The 20657-nt window shown below is 73.9% G+C and carries 13 protein-coding genes; 2 read left to right on the plus strand and 11 right to left on the minus strand.

The features are described 5' to 3' along the window. Window positions 1-2 precede the first annotated feature (2 nt). The 4 genes from ACQYWQ_RS04750 to ACQYWQ_RS04765 form a co-directional block, all read right to left on the minus strand. On the minus strand, window positions 3-1133 hold the full coding sequence (locus tag ACQYWQ_RS04750; RefSeq protein ID WP_431032621.1) for a DNA polymerase Y family protein: 1131 nt from the start codon (window positions 1131-1133) through the stop codon (window positions 3-5). Continuing rightward, a complete protein-coding gene (locus ACQYWQ_RS04755) occupies window positions 1130-4612 on the minus strand; it encodes a DNA polymerase III subunit alpha (protein WP_431032622.1) in 3483 nt (1160 codons plus the stop codon). Before ACQYWQ_RS04755 ends, ACQYWQ_RS04750 begins: the two co-directional genes overlap by 4 nt. A 142-nt stretch (window positions 4613-4754) precedes the next feature. Then, window positions 4755-6005 carry a PP2C family protein-serine/threonine phosphatase gene (locus tag ACQYWQ_RS04760; RefSeq protein ID WP_431032623.1) on the minus strand — a complete coding sequence of 417 codons (1251 nt, stop codon included), beginning with the start codon at window positions 6003-6005 and terminating at the stop codon, window positions 4755-4757. Between the two features lie 282 nt (window positions 6006-6287). Continuing rightward, window positions 6288-7370, minus strand: coding sequence for a S1 family peptidase (locus tag ACQYWQ_RS04765; RefSeq protein ID WP_431032624.1), 1083 nt, complete (start codon window positions 7368-7370; stop codon window positions 6288-6290). 670 nt (window positions 7371-8040) lie between these two features. Here ACQYWQ_RS04765 and thrS point away from each other — a divergent pair. Beyond that, window positions 8041-9264, plus strand: a complete 1224-nt coding sequence (thrS, locus tag ACQYWQ_RS04770; RefSeq protein ID WP_431032625.1) for a threonine--tRNA ligase — start codon at window positions 8041-8043, stop codon at window positions 9262-9264. 197 nt (window positions 9265-9461) lie between these two features. Here thrS and ACQYWQ_RS04775 read toward each other — a convergent pair whose 3' ends face one another. The 7 genes from ACQYWQ_RS04775 to ACQYWQ_RS04805 all read right to left on the minus strand — a co-directional run bounded on the left by ACQYWQ_RS04775 (window position 9462) and on the right by ACQYWQ_RS04805 (window position 18924). Beyond that, window positions 9462-10361 carry a S1 family peptidase gene (locus ACQYWQ_RS04775; RefSeq protein ID WP_431032626.1) on the minus strand — a complete coding sequence of 300 codons (900 nt, stop codon included), beginning with the start codon at window positions 10359-10361 and terminating at the stop codon, window positions 9462-9464. A gap of 237 nt (window positions 10362-10598) precedes the next feature. Beyond that, a complete protein-coding gene (locus tag ACQYWQ_RS04780) occupies window positions 10599-11462 on the minus strand; it encodes a DUF1684 domain-containing protein (RefSeq protein WP_431032627.1) in 864 nt (287 codons plus the stop codon). Then, entirely contained in the window at window positions 11459-12823 is a 1365-nt protein-coding gene (locus tag ACQYWQ_RS04785; RefSeq protein WP_431032628.1) for an NtaA/DmoA family FMN-dependent monooxygenase, read from the minus strand. Before ACQYWQ_RS04785 ends, ACQYWQ_RS04780 begins: the two co-directional genes overlap by 4 nt. A gap of 93 nt (window positions 12824-12916) precedes the next feature. Next, window positions 12917-14116, minus strand: a complete 1200-nt coding sequence (locus ACQYWQ_RS04790; protein WP_431032629.1) for an LLM class flavin-dependent oxidoreductase — start codon at window positions 14114-14116, stop codon at window positions 12917-12919. A 598-nt stretch (window positions 14117-14714) separates the two neighbouring features. Further along, window positions 14715-15467 (minus strand): amino acid ABC transporter ATP-binding protein, encoded by a 753-nt coding sequence (locus ACQYWQ_RS04795; RefSeq protein ID WP_431039062.1) that lies wholly within the window; start codon window positions 15465-15467, stop codon window positions 14715-14717. A 170-nt stretch (window positions 15468-15637) separates the two neighbouring features. Further along, window positions 15638-17788, minus strand: a complete 2151-nt coding sequence (locus ACQYWQ_RS04800) for an FAD/NAD(P)-binding protein (RefSeq protein ID WP_431032630.1) — start codon at window positions 17786-17788, stop codon at window positions 15638-15640. A gap of 140 nt (window positions 17789-17928) precedes the next feature. After that, window positions 17929-18924, minus strand: a complete 996-nt coding sequence (locus ACQYWQ_RS04805; protein WP_431032631.1) for an amino acid ABC transporter permease — start codon at window positions 18922-18924, stop codon at window positions 17929-17931. 636 nt (window positions 18925-19560) lie between these two features. On the opposite strand from ACQYWQ_RS04805, the gene ACQYWQ_RS04810 reads away from it, so the two are divergent. Continuing rightward, window positions 19561-20553: an ABC transporter substrate-binding protein gene (locus ACQYWQ_RS04810; protein WP_431032632.1), complete on the plus strand. Its 993-nt coding sequence runs from the start codon at window positions 19561-19563 to the stop codon at window positions 20551-20553. Window positions 20554-20657: the final 104 nt, after the last annotated feature.

Raw genomic sequence — 20657 nt, forward strand, 5'->3', positions numbered from 1 at the left:
CCTCAGGCCGCCAGCGTTCCCGGCACCACGGCCCCGGCGCCGAAGCGCCGTCGGGCGCGGTCGGCCGCCGCTTCCAGGCGGTGGGCCTTGTCGTCCTCGGGGTCCAGGCTGAGCTGATGGGCCGCCCCGGTGGCGGGGCGCAGGCCCTCGGCGCGCAGTACGAGGCCCCTGACCCGGGCGCGTTGCAGGCCGAGCGCCTCGTGCAGGCCGTACGCGGTGGCGGTGAGCGCCCGCGTGTGGGCGGTGGGCTCGGGCAGGGCGCGGGAGCGCACGGTGGTGGAGCGGTCGGCGTAGCGGACGGTGAGCTGGAGGCTCGCGCACACCTGGTCCTCGGTCCGCAGCCGGGTGCCGAGTTCCTCGGTGAGCGAGAGCAGGGCGCGGCGTTGGCGGTCGCGGTCGAGTTCGTCGCGGTCGAAGGCGCGGTGCGCGGAGAGGGCGCGGGAGAGCGCGTCGGGAGTGACGGGGGTGGGGTCGATACCGTGCGCGCGGGCGCGCAGTTCCCGTCCGGCGCGGGCGCCGAGGATGCGCTGGAGGGTGCCGAGCGGGGCCGCGGCGACGCGTCCGGCGGAGTCGAGTCCGTAGGAGCAGAGGGTGCGGGCGGTGGCGGGGCCCACGCCGGGCAGCGCGATGACGGGCTTGCGGTCGAGGTAGGCGGCGAGCCCGTCGTCGGTGACGGTGACGGTCGTGCCGAAGCGGGCCTCGCGCGCGGCCATGCGGGCGATGAGCGGGGTGGGGCCCACGCCGATCGCGCACACGACGCCGTGCAGGGCGAGGGTCCGCACCCGTACGAGCGCGGCGAGTTCGGCGACGTCGCGCCCGAAGTAGCGGCGCGCGCCGCGCACGTCGGCGAGCGCGGTGTCGGGCGGGAGCGCCTGGACGAGCGGGGTGAGTCCTTCGACGGTGGCGAGCAGCGCGGGCAGCAGGTCGGGCGCGTCGGCCTCGCGCGAGAGCCGGAAGCGGACGCAGAGGACACCGGTCGCGGACTCCCCGGCGCCGGAAGCGGCCCCGCCGGTACCAAGGGTGGCCCCGCCGGTACCAAGGGTGGCCCCGCCGGTACCAAGGGTGGCTCCGCCGTGCCCGTCCCCGCCGTACGGGCCCGCGTCGTCGCCGTACCTCTCCGCGGCCTCCCTCATCCCGCGCTCCCCTGGCTCCGGTGCCACAGCTTCGCCCGTGCGATGCCGCGCCCCGTCACCGCCGAGTCCGCGCCCGCCGGTTTGAGGTCGGCCCAGGGGTTCAGTTCGAAGCCGGTGGGGAGGGTGATGCGGCGCGCGGCCGATGCCGGTTCGCCGGGTTGTTCCTCCAGGGGTTCGGCGAGTTTCGCGGAGACCGCTTCGAGGCCGCCCTCGGCGCGCAGGTCGAGGAGTTCGGCGAGGTTCCAGGCGACGGTGCCGACGACGCTGAGGCTGCGCGGGCCGCGCCGCTGCACGGTGCCGCGCACGAGGAGCAGCCAGGAGTGGAAGACGGTGTGGGCGCAGCGCTCGTGCGAGTCGTCGAAGAAGGCGAGGTCGACGAGGCCCGTGCCGTCGTCGAGTGTCGTGAAGACGACGCGTTTGCCGGAGCGGATGGGCGGGGTCTGGGTCGCTGCCTTGGCCCCGGCGACGAGGACGGTCGTGCCGTGCGGGGCCTCGCGCAGGCGGCGCGCGGACACGACGCCGAGTTCGCGCAGGAACTCCTGGTGATCGCCCATGAGATGGCGGGAGGCGTCCATGCCGAGGACGCCGAGTTCGGCGCTGAGCCGTTCGGTCTCGTCGAGGTCGGGGAGCCCGGCGGGGGCGGTGCGGCGGCCGCCGGAGAGCGGGAGCTGCGTGCCGTGCGAGGCGGCGCCCCTGCCCATGCGGTGGAGTTCGGCGAGGTGCAGGAGGAGGTCGCGACGGTTGGCGCCGAAGGCGTCGAGCGCGCCGACCTGCGCGAGGCGTTCGGCGACGGGCCGCGAGGGCCGGGCGCGCTGCCAGAAGTCGAGGAGCGAGGTGTACGGCTGCGCGGCGGCGATCCGTTCGCCCTCGGCCTCGCTCATGCCGTGCACGTCGGCGAGCCCGAGCCGTATCCCCCACACCCCGCTCTCGGACACCAGTTCGATGCGGTGGGCGGGCGCCGAGTGGTTCACGTCCACGGGCAGGATCGGCACGCCCCTGCGCCGCGCGTCCGCGAGGAGCAGCCGCTTGGGGTACATGCCGGGGTCGTGCGTGAGCAGCCCGGCGTAGAAGGCGGCCGGGTGGTGGGCCTTGAGCCAGGCGGACTGGTAGGTGGGCACGGCGAAGGCGACGGCGTGCGCCTTGCAGAAACCGTACGAGCCGAAGGCCTCGACGATCTCCCACGTGCGCGTGACGGTCTCGGCGTCGTAGCCGCGCTCGGCGGCGCGCTGCGCGAACCAGAAGCGGATGCGGCCCTGCGACTCGGGGTCCGAGAGCCCGCGCCGCACCCGGTCGGCCTCGTCGCGCCCGCAGCCGGTCATGGTGTGCACGAGGTCGATGACCTGCTCGTGGAAGACGACGACGCCGTAGGTCTCCTCCAGGGCGGGCGCGAGGTCGGGGTGCGGGTAGCGCACGGGCGCGCGGCCGTGCCTGGCCTCGATGAAGGGCCGCACCATGTCGGCGGCGACGGGCCCGGGCCGGAAGAGCGAGATGTCGACCACGAGGTCGTGGAAGGTGGACGGCTGGAGCCGCCCGACGAGGTCGCGCTGCCCCGGCGACTCGATCTGGAAGCAGCCGAGGGTCTCGGTGGAGCGGATGAGCTGGTACGTCTTCTCGTCGCCCGGCGGGATCGCGTCGATGTCGGGGGCCTCACCCGTGGCCCGGTCCAGCTCGGAGAGCGCGTGCGCCATCGCGGACTGCATCCGTACCCCGAGCACGTCGAGCTTGAGCAGCCCGAGGTCCTCGACGTCCTCCTTGTCGAACTGCGCCATCGGCAGCGACTCGCCGCTCGTCGGCACGACGGGGGTGCGCGAGAGCAGCGAGGCGTCCGACAGGAGCACCCCGCACGGGTGCATCGCGACGCCGCGCGGGAGGGCGTCGAGTCCTTCGACCAGCTCCCAGAAGGTCCCGTACTTCTCGCGTTCGGCGGCGACGGAGGCGAGTTCGGGCAGCTCGTCCATCGCGGTGCGCGCGTCGCGGGCGCGGATGTGCGGGAAGGCGGTGGCGATGCGGTCGATGTCGGCGGGGTCGAGCGAGAGCGCGGCGCCGACGTCCCGGATCGCGTGCCGCACGCGGTACGTCTCCGGCATCGCGACGGTCGCGACGCGCTCGGGCCCGAAGCGGCCGAGTATCGCGCGGTAGACCTCGATGCGGCGCGCGGACTCGACGTCGATGTCGATGTCGGGCAGCACGGAGCGGCGCTTGGACAGGAAGCGCTCCATGAGCAGCCCGTGCTCCAGCGGGTCGGCGTGCGCGATGCCGATGAGGTGGTTGACGAGGGAGCCCGCGCCCGAGCCGCGCGCGGCGACCCGGATGCCCAGCCCGCGCACGTCGTCGACGACGCGGGCGACGGTGAGGAAGTACGAGGCGAAGTCGTGGTGCCCGATGATGTCCAGCTCGTGGTGCATCCGCTCCCAGTACGCGCGTGCCTTCGGGCCCCTGTCGTAGCCGCGCCGGATCATCCCCGCGGTGGCGCGCGAGGCGAGGGCGCGCTGCGCGGTGCGCAGGCCCGCGCCGACGAGGCGGGGTTCGGGGAAGCGCACGGAGCCGAGGCCGAGGTCGTCCTCGGGGTCGACGAGGCACTCGGCGGCGGTACGGGCCGTGTGGGCCAGGAGCGCGGCGGCGGCGTCCGGGCCGAAGCCCGCCGCTGTCGTGATCCGCTCGGCCTCGGCGGCCATGCGCCCGGCGTCCTTGAGCCAGCGTTCGCCGCTGTCGAGGCCCTTGGCGGGGTCGATGGGGACGAGGCGGCGGGCCGCGTCGAGTACGTCGGCGATGCGGCCCTGGCCCGGGTCGGCGTAGCGCACGGCGTTGGTGAGCACGGGGCGTACGCCCTGCTCGGCGGCGAAGCCGACGGTGCGGGCGGCGAGGCGCAGGGAGCCCGGGCCCGTACCGCCGCGCCCGTGGTGGACGGCTTCGAGGCGGAGCGCGTCGCCGTAGCGCTCGCGCCAGGGGACGAGGAGGCGGGCCGCGCGGTCGGGGCGGCCCGCGGCGAGGGCACGCCCTATGTCGGACTCGGGGCCGAGCAGGACGGTGAGCCCTTCGCCGTGGTTGGCGTCCCAGGGCAGCACGGGGGGCCGCTCGCCGCGGGCGTGCGCGGCGGTCACGAGCGCGCACAGCGCGGCCCAGCCACGGGCCCCGTCACGGGCGAGAAAGGTCACTCGCGGCGCGGACTCGTCGACGAAGGCCCCGCCCCGTACGGGAGCGCGCCGCCGCCCGCCGCCCCGTACGTCCTTCGCGGCGGGTACGTCCACGGCGAGATCGACCCCGAACAGGGGCCGTACGCCTTCCTCCGCGCACGCCTTGGCGAAGCGCACGGCCCCGGCGACGGTGTCGCGGTCGGTGAGCGCGACAGCGTCCATGCCGCGCTCGGCGGCCCGCGCGGCGAGCGCCTCGGGGTGCGAGGCCCCGTACCGCGCCGAGTTCCCCGAGACGGTGCGCAGGTGCGCGAAACCGAGACCCGAAAGGCCCGGAGACCTGGTCATCCGCACCTCCTCGGACGCTCGTGCTCACCCCCTGGTTCATCCCTCGGGCACCACGATAAACCACTGCTCGAACGTTCGTACGATTAGCGCGGCGGGCGTACGAACAGACGGGTGAACGGGCACGGGGAGTGACGGGCCGGCTCTAGGCGCCGTGGTGCTCCTGCGGCCCGTGCCAGTCCAGGCACAGGGCGGTGGCATCGTCCTCGGGGTGGCCGCCGGACGCCTCGGCGACCGCTTCGGCCAGGATCTGTACGACCTCGCGGGGGTGCTCGGCCGCGGTCTCCCTGAGGAGGGCGGGCAGATCGACGCTCTGCGCCCGGCGCTCCTGCATCCCGTCGGTGTACAGCAGGAGCCGGTCACCGGGGCGCAGGTCGAGGTCCTGCACCTGGTAGTCGCCCTTCGCCGAGACCCCGAAGGGGAGGTCCACGCGGAGGGTGATCTCCTCGACCGTGCCCGCGCGCAGCCGCAGCGGCCAGAGGTGGCCCGCGTTGACGAGCCGGGCGCCGCTCCCGTCCAGGGCGATGCGCAGCAACTGCCCGGTGGCGAGCGTCCGCCCGCCGTGGTCGACGAGGGCCTGGTGCATCTGGCGGGCCTGTTCGGCGAGCCCCTCCCCGGCGCGGCGGGCCCCGCGCGAGGCGTTGACCAGCAGCGTGGCCAGCAGCGAGGCCGCGACGTCGTGCCCCATCGCGTCCGTGATGGACAGGTGGAGGGTGTCGCGGTCGAGCGTGTAGTCGAAGGTGTCCCCCGCGATGCCGTCGGCCGGGAACAAGGCACAGGCGAGGGTGAACTCGGCGGCCTCGCAGGAAGGGGCCGAGGGCAGGAGCTGCCGCTGGATCTCGGCGGCCAGGCTCACCCGTGTGGTGCGCTGGCCCAGGTGGTAGAGGTCGGTGAAGCGGCGGTCGGTGACGACGATGTACGCCAGCGCGTGCGCGGCCTCCTCGATCTGTTCGAGCTGACCGGACTGACCGGGCTGACCGGACTGACCGGGCCGACCGGACCGGTCGTGCCGTCCGGGGTGGCCGGACGCGTCCGGGGCGGCCCCGGGGAGGACCAGCTCCAGGACCCCGATGACATCGCCGCGGTTGGTGACCGGGGCGAGCACCCGCTGCCCCTCCCCCTCGGCGGGCACCCGTACCAGCTCCTGGGTGCGCAGGACCTCGTCGTAGACGCTGCCGGCGAGGGGGACCCGCTCGGCGTCGTGCTTCTCCCGCTCGGCCCACCCCTCGCTGACCCGCACCATGCTCCGGCCGATGACGTCGGCGAACAGGAACGACACGTAGCGCGCGCCGAAGCGCTCGCGCAGATTGCGCGCCACGACACCGAGGGAGTCCACCGGCGCGGCCTTCTCCGCAGCCGCCAGCACCTCCGCCAGTCCGATCCGGTCACATGGCACAACGGCCTCCCTGAGTCGCGAATGCGCCTTCCCGCCGGGCGGCACATACGGCCACGGGGCCGCCACAGCATCCAAGCGCCTCGCGGGTGCCCCCGGCACCCCCGGCGGCACACACCCCAGGTTCACCGCCCCGGGCGAGCGTTCCCCTCCGGACGGGGAGCGCGGCGGGTCCGTACGGCGCCTGGCCCGCCGCGCGGAATCCGGCCCGTACGAACGCCGGGGTCCCGGCCCCGCCTCGTGGCGGAACCGGGACCCGGGTGTGCGGTGTGCGGGCGAAGGGCGTCAGCCGATCTCGGCACCGAAGGCGTCGAGGGCCTCGGTGACCGGCTGGAAGAAGGTCTCGCCGCCGGAGGTGCAGTCGCCGCTGCCGCCCGAGGTGAGGCCGATCGCGTTGCTGCCCGCGAAGAGCGAGCCGCCCGAGTCGCCGGGCTCGGCGCAGACCGTGGTCTGGATGAGCCCGTCGACGATGCCGTCCGCGCCGTAGTTGACGCTCACGTCGAGCCCGGTCACCTCACCGCTGTGGACTCCGGTGGTGGAGCCCGAGCGGGTGACGGTCTGGCCGACCGTCGCGTCGGCGGCGCCCGTGATGGTCTGGCTGCTGCCGTTGTAGAGGTCGACCGCGCTCGGGTGGGCGGTGTTCCCGCTGTACTTCACGAGCCCGTAGTCGTTGCCGGGGAACTCGGAGCCCGCGTTGGTGCCGAGCGGGTTGCCGTCCGCGTCGCTCCAGCTGCTGATCGCCTCGGTGCAGTGGCCCGCGGTGAGGAAGGCGGGCTCGCCGCCGACCGTCACGTTGAAGCCCAGCGAGCAGCGCCCGCCGGAGCCCTGGATCGCGTCGCCGCCCGCGATGAAGGGCTTGAAGGTGCCCTGGGACTGCTTGAGCGTCGCCGCGGTGCCGAGCTTCTCGACGGCGGTGGTCAGCTTCTGGAGCTGGGCGCCCTTGACGGTGCGGTCGGCGGTCACGACGACCTTGTTCGAGACCGGGTCCACGCCCCAGGAGGTGCCGGGTATCGCGGTGGCCTCCTTGGCGACGGCGGAGCGCGCCGACTTCAGCTCGGCGAGCGTGTGCGCGACGACTCTCGCCTTCGCGCCCGCCGCCTCGGCCGTCTTCGCGGCCGACTGGTCCGTCACGTTGACGACGAGGTGCTTGGCCTGCGCGTCGTAGTAGGTGCCCGCCGCGTGCGCACCCAGGTCCTGGGCGATGCGCGAGGCGAGCTTTTCGGCCTTCGGAGCGGAGAGAGTGTGCGGGGCGGTGGGGGTCGCCTCCGCGGCGTTCGCGGTCTGGAAGGTGAATCCGGCCGCGAGCAGCGCGGCCACTCCGGTGCCCGCGATCGCGGCACGCCGCACGGTGGTCCGTCGTTCGGTCACTTCACGTCCTCCTGTGGGGGGTTGGTCCCGGCGATGTGGGGGTGCCGGGACCGGAAGGCGTTCGCACACGGTGCCGTCGGACGGGAAAAAGCCGCGTCCATGTCACCGTGCGCCGCCCACTATTCCGACGGCGCACAGCCGTACACAAGGTCGATATCCGGCCGCGCGTTCGGAAGGAACGGACGCCTCCGCACCGGCCCCGCACGGCTGTCAAGTACGCCTCCACCGGCCGTGGCTCGCAGGCGGAAAGCCCCGGTGGGGGCGGTACGGCGACGGAGGGACGCACCACTCGGGCCTCGTGGCCGGTTCTCGCCCCTGACCCCTCGCGGGCCCTCGCGACCGCGCGAAGGGCCGGTGAAGGAGTCGCGGACAGCTCAGGGACCTCGCGTGACGGAGAGGTCACACCCGTACGGCCCGCCCGTACGCCCCGCCCGCGCCTCCCGCCCGCGCGCCGCACTCGCGCACCGCACCCGTACCGGAAAAGCGGTGGCCCTCTCCCCCGCGCCCCGCTACCTTCCTCGGCATGCAGCCCGCCGCGCACCACCAGGGGACGACGACGCCGGAGTACGTCCCGGCGCGCTGAGAGCTGTACCGAAGCGAAGCCCCGGGGCGGGTGCCCCGGGGCTTTTCCGCGCCGTCACCCGCTCCCGCACCCCCGAGGAGCGAGACCATGACCGACCACATCCCCGCCCGGGAGCACGACCACCACCGCCTCGGCCGCGCGCTCGGCCTCTACGGCACCGACCCGCTCCTCGGCGCGGGCCTCCCCTTCCTGCTCCCCGACGGCGCGAGCGTGCGGCACGCGCTGGAGGAGTACGTACGCGGCCTCGAAGTGGCCGCCGGCTACGACCACGTGCACTCGCCGGCGCTCGGGAAACAGGAGCTGTACGTCCGCTCCGGGCACTGGGCGCACTACCGTGCGGACATGTTCCCGCCGATGGAGGTCGGCGGCGAGCACTTCGTGCTGCGCCCGAGCCTGTGCCCGCACCACGCGCTGATCTACCGCGCCCAGGCCCGTAGCTACCGCGACCTTCCGCTCCGTATCGCCGAGTTGGGTGGCATGTTCCGCGCGGAGCCGTCCGGGACCCTCGGCGGCCTGACCCGGGTGCGGGCGATCCAGCTCAACGACGCGCACCTGTTCTGCCCCCCGGAATCGCTCGCCGATGAGGTCGCGGGGGCGCTCACCCTCATCCGTACCGCCTACCGTGCCCTCGGCCTGACCCCGCACCGCTACCGGCTCTCGCTGCCGGGCGAGGGCGCCAAGTACGGGCTCCCCGAAGGCAGGTGGGAGCGGTCGGCCGCCGCGCTCACCGAGGCGCTCGCGGGCGAGGGGCTCGACTGGGAGGAGGGGCGTGGTGAGGCGGCGTTCTACGGGCCGAAGATCGACGTGCAGGCGCGGGACGCCGCGGGCCGCGAGTTCACCCTCTCGACCGTGCAGGCCGATTTCCACCAGCCGGACGCCTTCGGACTCGACTACCGCGCCGCCGACGGCTCGCGCCCGCGCCCCGTCATGGTGCACCGCAGCGTGCTCGGCAGTCTCGAACGCGTCCTCGCGCGGCTGATCGAGGTGCACGGCGGCGCCTTCCCCGCCTGGCTCGCACCCGTGCAGGTGGGCGTGCTCGCGGTGGGCGAGGAGCAGGAGGAGGCCGCGGAGTCCTTCGTACGGCGCTGTCGCGCGGCCGGGCTGCGGGCGCGGAGGTACCCGGCGCACGCGGGAACCCTCGCGGCACGCGTCCGGCAGGCGCGCCTCGTCCCGCACCTCGCCGTGCTCGGCGCGCGCGAGGCGGCGGCGGGCGAGGTGGCACTGCGCCGCAGGGACGGGGAGCGGCTCCCGGCCCGCCCCGCCGCGGAGGCGGTGGCACTGCTCGCGGCGGAGAGCCGGGTACCGGAGTAGCCGGGTACCGGAGTAGCCGGGTACCGGAGTAGCCGGGTACCGGAGTAGCCGGGTACCGGAGTAGCCGGGTGCGGTACGGGGGCCGGTGCGGCAGGAGGACGGGCGGGCCTGCGCGGTACGAGGACGGGCGGGCCTGCGCCCCTGGCCCGCCCTTCCCCGTACCACCGATACGGCTCCTGCCGCCCGGGCCTTCGGGGTCAGTAGATGCTGACCCCGTAGGCGTTGAGCGCCTCGGTCACCGGCTGGAAGAAGGTCGTCCCGCCCGAGGAGCAGTTGCCGCTGCCGCCGGAGGTGAGGCCGATCGCCCTGTTGCCGGAGTAGAGCGGGCCGCCGGAGTCGCCGGGCTCGGCGCACACGTTGGTGCGGATGAGGCCGCTGACGATGCCGTCCGCACCGTAGTTGACGGTGGCGTTCAGGGCCGAGACCGTGCCGCTGTGGATGCCGGTGGTCGAACCGCGCCGGGTCACGCTCATGCCGACCGTGGCGTTGGCGGCGCTCGTGATGTCCACGTTGCCCACGGTGCCGTCCTTGGCGACCGAGGAGTTGGTGTACTGCACGAGGCCGTAGTCGTTGCCGGGGAAGCTGGACCCGACGGTGGTGCCGAGGGTGGTGGAGTGCGAGGAGTTCGACCACCACGTGCCCGCGCCGTCGGTGCAGTGCCCGGCGGTGAGGAAGTAGTAGGTGTTGCCGCTCCTGACATTGAAGCCGAGCGAGCAGCGCCAGGACGAGGCGTAGATGGCGTCGCCGCCGGAGATGAGCTTGCTGAAGGTGCCGGGGGTGCGCTCGATCTCCAGGGCGCCCGAGTTGACCCCCGCCGCGTCCTTGAGCTTCTGGATCTCGGCCTGCGAGACGGTGCTGTCCACGGTGACCTGGAGCTTGCCGTTGCTCGGGTCGATGTTCCACGCCGTACCGGCGACGTCGGCCTTGAGCACGGCGTCGCTCGCCGCGGTGAGCTGGGTGGTGGAGTACGTCTTCGCCTCACCGGCCTGCGCGGCGGGGACGGCGAAGGCGGCGGTGGCCAGGAGGCCGGAGGCCACGGCGATCAGCCGGGTCCGTCTCGTGGTGCCGGTGCGGGGGGTGGTGCGCTTGGTCCTCACGTGGTTCCTCCAGTGGGGAATCGGGGGGCCTGCCGTGGGGGTCAGGCCCGTGAGGCGCGGTGCGGGGCGCGTGCCCCGGATCACGGGACACGGGCACCGAACCGGCGCTGCTGGGGAGTTTCTGTGACCACGCCGTGACCGCACAAGGGCGACTTCCGGCCTCGCTCACCGCCCCGACGGCCCCTCCAACTCCCTTACCTCACCGTCCACTTGAGAATTCCTTCACGACCTTCCCCGCTACTCGCCGCCCTTCTTCACAAGGCGCCGCTCGCCCGCGGCGACGGCGAGATCGAGGGTGTTCCCCGGAGGCGGGAGCGGGCACAGGAAATGCGGGCTGAGCGCGCAGGGCGGCAGCACGGCACGGTTGAAGTCCACGGGGACGCTGCCGTCGGGGGCGGGCGCCGGGGTGCTCAGGAAACGGAAGCGGTGGCTGCCCGCGCCGCTCGTGGCATCGGCGAAGACCGCCCACAGGCCGCCGTCCGGCCGCACGGTGACCTGGAGCGCGTACGCCGATCCGTCGACGGAGAAGCGCAGTTCACCCCCGAGGCCGAGCCCGCGCTCGCGCCCGTCCGCGTTCGGCACGCGCACGGTCCGCGCCGACGCGTACGGGACGAAGCGGCCGTCGACCGCCCAGCGCGCCTCCCAGGGGCTCACCTCAAGCCCGGGGAAGGCGCGGCGCGCGGGCGCGTCGGGGTCGTGCACCCGTACCGCCCACGCTCCCTCGCGCACGAGCACGGCGAGCCTGCGGCGGCGGTGGGCCACCTGGGCGCGCTCGGCGGGGCCCGCGTCGGCGGCGAGCAGCGCCTCGCCCGCGTACGGCCTTCCCCGTACGAGCAGTCCGGCGCCGCGCGTGAGCGAGACGTGCTCCCCGGCCGCACGCCAGCGCCCGGGAATGTCCGGAAGCAGTCCGTCCGGGTAGTCGTCGAGCCAGTGCGTGCCGGTCACGGAGAGCGGGCCCCAGGGGGCGGTGAGGGCCTGGGCGCGCGCGGCACGCCACTGCCGCCAGTCGGCGAGAGCGGCGTCGGCCGGGGCGGAGCCGCCTGGCGCGGGGGCGGCGAGAGCGGCGTCGGCCGGGGCGGTGTCGTTCTGTACGAGGCTCATGCGGCGGTGTCCTTCGGGGTGTCGCGGGTGGCGGGGTGGCGCAGGCCGAGGTGGTCGCGCAGGGTCGGGCCCGTGTACGCCGTACGGAAGGCGCCGCGCTCCTGGAGGAGGGGCACGACCCGCTCGACGAACTCGTCGAGGCCGCCTGGAGTGAGATGCGGGACGAGGATGAATCCGTCGGCGGCGCGCGAGTCGACGAAGTGGCTCATCGCCTCGGCGACCGTCGCGGGGGAGCCGATGAAGGACTGCCGTCCCGTCGCCTCGATCGCCGTCTCGCGCAGCGAGAGGTTCTTGGTACGGGCGAGAGCGCGCCACTTCTCGGCGAGCGCGCGCGGATCGCCCTGCCGCACCCGGCCCTGGACGACGTCCGAGTCGACGACCGGGTCGAAGGCGGGCAGCGGCCCGTCCGGGTCGAAGCCGGAGAGGTCGGTGCCCCAGACCTGTTCGGCGGCGAGCAGGGCGTTCTGCGGGGAGACCTGGAGGCGGCGGATCTCCGCGGCCTTCTCCTGCGCCTCGGCGTCCGTGTCCCCGACGACGACGGTGACCCCGGGCATGATCCTGAGGTCGTCGGCCGTGCGCCCGTACCCCGGCAGGCGGCCCTTCACGTCGGCGTAGAACTCCTGCCCGGCCGCGAGCGTGCCGTGGCGCGTGAAGATGACGTCGGCGGCGCTCGCGGCGAAGTCGCGGCCCTCGGCTGAGTCCCCGGCCTGGATGACGACGGGGTGGCCCTGCGGGGAGCGCGGGAGCGTGAACTCGCCCTCGACGGAGAAGTGCCGCCCGTGGTGGGCGAAGGGGCGCGGGGTACCGTCCGGGCTCCAGCTGTCCCACAGCTCCCGTGCGGTCGCGACGAATTCGGCGGCGCGGGTGTAGCGGTCCGCGCGGTCGAGGTAGCCGCCGCGACGGAAGTTCTCGCCGGTGAAGGCGTCGGAGGACGTGACGACGTTCCAGGCGGCGCGACCGCCGCTGAGGTGGTCGAGGCTCGCGAGACGGCGGGCGAGTTCGTAGGGCTCGTTGAAGGTGGTGTTGACGGTGGCGGCGAGACCGAGGTGTTGGGTGACGGCCGCGACGGCGTTGAGGACCGCGAGCGATTCGGGGCGGCCCACGACGTCGAGGTCGTGAATGCGGCCCTTGTGCTCGCGCAGCCGCAGTCCCTCGGCGAGGAAGAAGAAGTCGAAGAGACCGCGCTCGGCGGTGCGGGCGAGGTGGACGAAGGAATCGAAGGCGATCTGCGAGCCGGAGCGCGGATCGGACCAGACGGTGGTGCTGTTGACGCCGGGGAAGTGGGCGGCGAGGTGGAGCGGGCGGTGGCGGCCCTGGGGCCGGGAGCGGGGGGACTGCTGGGGCGGGCGCTGGTGGCTCATGCGGTGGCTCCGGTGACTCGGACTCGGGTGGCTCGGGCGGCCAGGATGGCTCGGGCGGCTCGGATGGCTCGGGCGGTCAGGCGGCTCGGGCGGTCAGGCGGCTCGGGCGGTCAGGTGGAGGTTGGCGGGGCGGGCGAGACCGAGGTGTTCGCGCAGGGTGCTGCCGGGGTGGAAGGCGCGGAAGACGCCGCGGTGCTGGAGGAGCGCGACGGTGCCGTTGACGAGGCGTTCGAGGTCGCGCCCCGGCTCGGCGGGGCGCAGGTGGAAGCCGTCGACGGCCTCGGCCGCGTACCAGTCGCCGATCAGCTCGGCGAGGTCGACGGGCCCGCCCCGGTAGTGCGGGCCGTGCGCGGTGGGCCGGGGCCCGCCCCCGCCGTGCCCGGGCTCGGCTGACTGCTCGCCGCCGCTCAGCTCGACGGTGAGCGAGGCCAGGACCCGTACGTCGGCGGGCTCCCGCCCGGCACGCGCCACTTCATCACGTACCTCGGCGGAGAGCGCGGCGGCCTGCTCGCGACCGCTCGCCTCGACGAGGAGTACGTCGGCGTGGCGGACCGCGAAGGCCCGCCGCACCGGATCGGCCACGTCGGCCACGATCACGGGGTGGCCCTGCGGCGGCCTCGGCACGATGGAGGGGCCGCGCACGGAGAAGGTCGTGCCGGAGTAGTCGGCGTAGTGGAGCTTGTCGCGGTCCACGAAGCGGCCGCTGGGGATGTCCCTGATCTCCGCGTCGTCCTCCCAGCTGTCCCACAACAGCCGGGCCGCTTCGACGACTTCACCCGCCTCCTCCCATGCCTCGCGGGCCGTCACGGCCTCCCGCCGCCCGAAGAGCCGCGCCTCGTTCCCGCTCGTGGAGACCCCGGGCCGCCACCCGGCGCGCCCCTGGCTGACCCAGTCGAGCGTGGCGAGCGCCGCCTGCACGTGGAAGGGCTCGGTGTGCGTCGTGGTCACGGTCGGCACGAGGCCCACCCGGCGGGTCTCTGGCGCGAGCCGCGCGAGCACGGAGAGCGCGTCGAGCCCGGGCACGGCGAAGGAGTCGCCGAGCGTGAGGAAGTCGAGCAGCCCCTCATCGGCGAAACGGGCGAGCGGAAGGAACGCGTCGGCGCGAGTGGCCCCGGGCAGATCGATGGCGGCGGCGAGGTGAAGGCGGCGCGGGGTGGGGGGCGCGGCGGACGGGGTGGCGGGGAGGGAGGACGGGGAGGCGGGGGAGCCCGTGGCGGGGGGCCGGGTGGGGTCGGGGGTGGGGCCGGGGGTGGGGGCAGGGACGGGTTCTGGCGTGAAGTCGGGGGTGGGCATGGGGGGCTCTCTTTCGGGTGAAGCGGGTGGACTTGGGGGCGACGTTGCGGGCGGGGCGCCGGTGGGGATGGGGGGCGTTGGGGACGGGGAGCCGGTAGCGAGAGGGCGCGTTCGGGTGGGGCGCCGGTGGGGATGGGGGGGACGTTGGGGGCGGGGCGCCGGTGGGGATGGGGGGCGTTGGGGGCGGGGAGCCTGTGGATAACTCGGGTTGTTTCGCGACGGCGCTCACTCGTGAGGGTGAGAGGCGTGACGACTTCCGCGGAGTTGTCCACAGATTCGTGGGGAGGGGGCGGGATCGGGCGGGGCGGTGGGGCGGGGCTGGAAGAATTGGTCTCGGGGACGCCCCCCTTGGGAGGGCGGGGGTCTGCCCCCGGGTCACCCACAGGGCACTCGGGACAGCCAGCCGGAACGGCCGAGGCAACCGAACTGACCGGACCAACCGAGCCGACCAACCGAACCGGCCGACCAACCAGACCGGCCGAACCAACCGAACCGGCCGACCAACCAGACCGGCCGAACCAACCGAACCGACCAACCAACCAGACCGACCAACCGAACCGGCCGACCGAACCGACCGACCAACCGGCCCTCCCCCCCCTCACAACACCTTCGACAAAAACCCTTTCGTCCGCTCCTCCCGCGGCCTCACCAGCACCTCGTCCGGCGTCCCCTGCTCCACGATGCGCCCCTCATCCATAAAGACCACCGTGTCGGCGACCTCCCGGGCGAAGCCGATCTCGTGGGTGACGACGATCATCGTGGCGCCCTGGCGCGCGACGTCGCGGATGACGTCGAGCACTTCCCCCACCAGCTCGGGGTCGAGCGCCGAGGTCGGCTCGTCGAAGAGGAGCAGGCGCGGCTCGATGGCGAGCGCGCGGGCGATGGCGACGCGTTGTTGCTGCCCGCCGGAGAGCGTGCGCGGATACGCGTCGGCCTTCTCGCCGAGCCCGACCCGTTCCAGGAGCCGCCGCGCCCGTTCCCGCGCCTCGCGCACCGGGACCCCGAGCGCGGCCACCGGCGCCTCGACGATGTTCTCCTCGACGGTCAGATGCGGAAAGAGGTGGAAGTTCTGGAATACGAAACCGATCGCGGTCCGCTGCCGCAGCACCTCGCGCTCGCGCAACTCGTGCAGCGTGTCCCCACGCCGCCGGTAACCGATCAGCTCGCCGTCGACGTGCACGGTCCCCCGGTCGACCTTCTCCAGGTGATTGATGGTGCGCAGCAGCGTCGACTTCCCCGAGCCCGAAGGACCGAGCACCACGGTCACCTCGCCCGCGCGCACGGTGAGATCGATCCCCCGCAGCACCTCCTGCTTCCCGAAACTCTTGTGGACCCCACTGATCTCCACCATGAACCGCGCGGGCGCGACGGCGGCACCCGCCGCACCTGCGACACCCGGCCCATCCACGACACCCGCCGCACCTGCGACACCCGACGCGCCTACAGCACCCGACGCATCCACGGCACCCGACGCGCCTACGGCACCCGACGGGTCTACGGCACTCGACGAACCTGCGGCACTCAACGGACGGACTCCTTCATTGCGGAGGTGGTGGTCGGCACAGACGCGGAACCGGGGGCCTGCTCCGGGCCGGGGCCCGGACCGGGACCAGGGTCGGCGTCAGGGGCAGGTCCGGGTCCGGTATCGGACTCAGGCCCGGCGGACGGCACACCGGGCGCCCCCCGTGGCGCAGGTACGGACATGGATACGGGTACAGACCCGGAGCCAACGCCCGCCGCACCCGCACCTACACCCGCACCCGCACCCACCTCCACGCCCCCACCCCCACCCACATCCGGCCCGAGCTTCGCCCCCGCAGCCGCCCCCGCATCCGCCCCCACTTCCACACCCGCATCCCGCCCCGTATCCGGCCCCGCCTCTTCCGCCCCCGAGTCCCCCCGCACCCCCACCAACAGCGCCCGCGCCGTCGCGTCGTTCTGCCGGAAGGCCGGGCTGTTGGTACGCGGCCGGGTAAAGGCCCCCGCGCCGCGCGCGTCCGTGTGCGGGCCGAGCGCGAACAGGCGCGGGTGCGTACTGCCGTCGTTCCACCGCACCCGCCCGTCCGCGGGCGTCACCGCGAGCAGCCCGTCCTCGGTCGCGAGCGCTCCCGCCGCGAAGAGCCCCCGCAGCAGCGGGTCGCGTACGCGGCCCGCCTCGGGCTGCGGCAGCCGCGCCTCGACGAGCGCCCTGGCCCGTACCGGCTGCTCCGGCAGGCTCGCCGAGCGCGCCTCGAAGGCCCCGTCCACGGCCCGTACGGTCATGTCCGCACCCAGGAAGCGCACGAGTCCCGCCTCGGCGAGCCCGCGCAGCGCGCGCAGGCGCGGTCCGGGCGGTCCGGAGGCGAGGAAGCTGAAGAAGCCGTGCCACCAGGGCCCGAGGTCGCCGAGCCGCATGAGCTGCCCGTAGACGGAGAGCAGCGCCATGAAGACGGCCAGGTCCTCGCTGTGTGCGGGGTCGTGGCGGCGCGCGATGTCCGCGTCGATGTGTGCGAGCAGCCGCGCCTGTAGTTCTTCCTGGTCGCGCGCGGTCCAGCCGGCGAGCGGCCGGTCGAGCGCGTCGAGGTCGAGCCGGTCCGCGGCGTCGGGCACCGCTGTACGGACGAAGGCGTCGAGGCTGCCGTCGTACGGGTCCGCCGCCGCGTACCCGGTCTCGAAGGCGGCCCGGTCGACGGCGAAGGCGTGCGGTCGGACGGCCAGCAGGCGGTGGTAGTGCGCCCAGCCGAGTTCCTTGGTGACGAGCGGCCACACGTCGGTGCGGAAGTCCGGCGCACCCGGGCGCGCGAGGAGTTCGGCGGTCTGCTCGGGGCCGAAGAAGCGCGGCAGCTTGGGGAGTTCGCCCTCCAGGCGGTAGCCGAGCTTGACGTGGTACGGCACACCGCGCCGCGAACCCACGTACAGGATCGGTTCCTTGCCCGAGGGAACGTAGCGCCCCTCCGGCGTCCAGCGCCCGCCGCGGCCCTCGGTGAGCAGCACCATGAGGTCGACGAAGGCGAGACCGAGGCCGCGCACGAGGACGGGTTCCCCGGCGCGCAGCCCGCGCAGATCGGTGTCCGCGGTGTAGTCGGGCGGCAGGTAGGTGAGCCCCTCGCGCGCCGCGTGCGTGGTGAACTCCCGTTCCTCAGCGGAGAGTTCCGCTTCCTGATGGCCCAGCGTGAGGACGACGAGGTCGGCGGTGAGCGGTGCTTCACGGTCCGCGAGCCACACCGACTGCCGCCCCTCGCGCGGCCCTTCGACGCGCACGGCGCGCGTGCGGTGCTCGTGCACGACGATGCCCGGCGGCAGCGCGGCGCGGGCACGCTCGTACGCCCAGCGCAGGTAGGCGCCCTGGGTGCGGCGGTCGGGGAAGGTACGGCCCTCGATCCCGGCCCACTCGTGGAGCGCGGGACCCGGCACGACGGGCCCCTCGACCTCGACGGTCTCGTCCGTGAAGAGCGTCGTGTCCTCGGCCATCGAGTTCATCCACAGCAGCGGCGACTGCTCGCGCCGCCATATCCGCCCGGGTCCCGGCGGGTACGGGTCGACGAGGTGCAGGACGAAGGCGGGGTCCGCGCCGCCGTACCCGACCGCGGTGTTGGCGGCGATACGTTCCAGGAGCCCGGTCGCTCGGGGCCCGGCCCCGACCACCACGACGACCGGCCGGTCCCCGCCACCCGCCGCCCCGCTCCCCGCCACCCCACCGGCAGTCCCCGCGTCCCCGGCCGCCCCGCCCACAGGCCCCACGTCCCCGGCCGCCCCGCCCACAGGCCCCACGTCTCCGGGCGCCCCGCTCCCCGGCGCCCCGTTCACCGATGTCCCGTTCACAGTTGTCCCGGTCATGAGCGCTCGGCCCCCCGCGCGTAGTGCTTCTCGACGTAGTGCTGGCCGACGCTGAGCACGGTCGTCACGAGCGCGTACCAGATCGTGGCGACGAGCAGCAGCGGGATGACCTGGTACGTGCGGTGGTAGACGAGCTGCACGGAGTAGAGCAGGTCCTGCACGGCGATGACGCTGACGATCGACGTCCCCTTGAGCGCGCCGATGAGCATGTTCCCCGCCGGGGGCACGATCGCGCGCATCGCCTGCGGCAGCACGATACGGCGCAGCCTGCGCCAGGGGCTCAGGCCGAGCGACTGCGCGGCCTCGATCTGTCCCCTGTCCACCGAGAGCAGCCCGCCGCGCACCACTTCGGCGGCGTACGCCGCCTCGTGGAGGGTCAGCCCGAGCACGGCGACGGTGACGGGACCGAGGAGGTTGACGGTCTTCACCGTGACGAACTCGGGGCCGAAGGGGATGCCGAGCCCGAGGTGCGGGTAGAGGGCGCCGATGTTGAACCAGAAGAGCAGCTGGACGAGGATCGGCGTCGAGCGGAAGAACCAGATGTACCCCGAGGAGACCCAGCTCAGCACCGGGTTCGACGACATCCGGCCGAGCGCGAGCAGCGTGCCGAGCACGAAGCCGAGCGTCATCACGAGCGCGGTGAGCCACAGGGTCAGCCCGAGGCCGCGCAGCACGGCGGAGGTCGTGAAGTAGTCGGCGACGACGTCCCACTGGAACGCCTTGTTGCGCGCGAGCGAGTTGACCGCCATCGCGAGCAGGAGCAGCACGACGAGCGCGGCGATCCACTGGCCCGTACGGCGTACGGGCACGATGCGGAGCGCGGGCCCCGGCTGTTTCCCCGGCTCGGGCGGCGGCCCCGGCTCGCGCGGTGGGCCCTGCGGGCGGTCCCCGGAGGTGCGCACGCCGGGAAGGGCGCGCGTATCGGTAGCGGGAGCTTCGGAGGCTGGTGCGTCAGAAGCGAGTGCGTCGGAGGCTGGTCCGTCGAAAGGCATGCGGAACTCCGTGGCGAAGCCGCCACACGGTGTCCCGTCTTCACGCGGCCCGCGCCCCTCAGCACGGACCCGCATCGAGAGTACGGGAGCCGCTCGCGCGCTTGTCAAGCCCCCGGGCCCCCACCTCCGTCCCACATCCTGAACAGCCTGTCTCCATTCGTTGACGTGCGGGCCGCACGCCTGTTCCACTGGTCGGCATGAATCTGTCGCAGCGGCGTCTGGTGACGCGGTCTCACATCGACTTCGGTCGGGTGTGGTCGGCGTCCTGTCGTACGTGCTGCGGTGGCGCGCCTCGTAGCTGACGGCCTTCCGGCCTCGTAGCCGACGGCCCCTTCCGGCCTCGTAGCTGGTGGCCTTCGGGCCTCGTGGCCGACGGCCTCGCGGCCGGGCTCGCGCCCCTTTCTTCCTCCCTGTTCCCCGCTGTCGCCGGTGTCCTGTCGCCGTGCCGTTCCGCGTCCTCGTCAGGCGGTACGTGCCGTGACGCCGTGACGCGTCCGTGCGGCCACGCCGTCGTGCCCGCTCTCGCTCCCGCCTCACGGCTCCGCCTTCACGCGCTCACCCCTCCCCTCGCGCCCCTCCCCCGCCTTCCCGCGTTGCTCACGCCTGCCCTTCCGCCTGCCCTTCTGGAGTCCCGCCATGAGTGCCCCTCCCCCTCGTTCCGCGCGCCGTTACGCCGTGCTCGCCCTGCTCACCGCCTCCGCGCTCGCCGCGCTCACCGCCTGCGGTTCCGGTGACACGTCGGGCTCGGGGTCCGGCGGGGGTACGGGCGGCGGGGCCGCGGCCGCGGCCGGGCCCGGCGACAAGAAGGCGGGGCAACTCCCGACCCAGAACGTCGTCTCCGGGGTGAAGAAGGACCCTGCGGCGGCCAAGCTGCTGCCGAAGCGGGTCACCGAGGCGGGCAAGCTCACGCTCGGCGGCGCGATCGGCGCCCCGCCCACCGCGACGTACCTGGAGGACGGCAGGACCGCCGCGGGCGTCGACGTGGAGATCACCGAGGCCGTCGCGAAGGTCCTCGGCATCGAAATCGACCGGCAGGAGGCGAGCTTCGAGGCGATCCTGCCCGCCCTCGGCAGCGGCAAGTACGACGTCGGCACCGGCAACTTCGGGGTCACCGACGAGCGCCGCAAGACGATCGACTTCGTCACGTACATCAACGACGGCCAGGGCTTCGCGACCCGCGCCGACGAGAAGCTCTCGAAGATCACGGACCTCACCCAGTTGTGCGGCAAGAACATCGGCACCGGCGCGGGCACGACCTTCGAGGTGACGCTGGAGCAGAACAAGTCGCTGTGCGAGAAGGCCGGCAAGAAGCCGTACAGCGTCAAGACCTACTCCGAGCAGGGCGCCATCTGGGGCTCGCTCCAGCAGGGCCGCACCGATGTCGTCATGTCGACGATCAACGGGCTGCGGTACGCGGTGAGCCAGCAGCAGGGCCTGAAGTTCCTCAACGAGTACCACCGCCTGGACGTCGGCTTCGCCTTCAAGAAGGGCAGCGACCTCACGCCCGCCTTCCAGAAGGCCGTCAACGTCCTCATCGCCGAGGGCACCTACGCCAAGATCCTCAAGAAGTGGGGCGTCTCGGACTCGGCCCTGCCCACCTCGCGCATCTCCCCACCCGAGATCCGCTGAGCCCGACGACGAGACGAGTACGGGGGCGGGGCACCCACGCGGCCACGGGCGCCCCGCCCCGCAGAGCCCGCCCTCCAAAGCCCGCCCCGCAGAGCCCACCTCGC

Origin of the sequence: Streptomyces sp. P6-2-1, from assembly GCF_050613165.1 — a bacterium.
Taxonomy (GTDB): domain Bacteria; phylum Actinomycetota; class Actinomycetes; order Streptomycetales; family Streptomycetaceae; genus Streptomyces.

Coding starts and splice junctions, on each gene's coding strand:
- ACQYWQ_RS04750 (WP_431032621.1), bottom strand. CDS start 1,133: ATGAGGGAGGCCGCGGAGAGGTACGGCGACGACGCGGGCCCGTACGGC.
- ACQYWQ_RS04755 (WP_431032622.1), bottom strand. CDS start 4,612: ATGACCAGGTCTCCGGGCCTTTCGGGTCTCGGTTTCGCGCACCTGCGC.
- thrS (WP_431032625.1), top strand. CDS start 8,041: ATGACCGACCACATCCCCGCCCGGGAGCACGACCACCACCGCCTCGGC.
- ACQYWQ_RS04780 (WP_431032627.1), bottom strand. CDS start 11,462: ATGAGCCTCGTACAGAACGACACCGCCCCGGCCGACGCCGCTCTCGCC.
- ACQYWQ_RS04785 (WP_431032628.1), bottom strand. CDS start 12,823: ATGAGCCACCAGCGCCCGCCCCAGCAGTCCCCCCGCTCCCGGCCCCAG.
- ACQYWQ_RS04790 (WP_431032629.1), bottom strand. CDS start 14,116: ATGCCCACCCCCGACTTCACGCCAGAACCCGTCCCTGCCCCCACCCCC.
- ACQYWQ_RS04795 (WP_431039062.1), bottom strand. CDS start 15,467: ATGGTGGAGATCAGTGGGGTCCACAAGAGTTTCGGGAAGCAGGAGGTG.
- ACQYWQ_RS04805 (WP_431032631.1), bottom strand. CDS start 18,924: ATGCCTTTCGACGGACCAGCCTCCGACGCACTCGCTTCTGACGCACCA.
- ACQYWQ_RS04810 (WP_431032632.1), top strand. CDS start 19,561: ATGAGTGCCCCTCCCCCTCGTTCCGCGCGCCGTTACGCCGTGCTCGCC.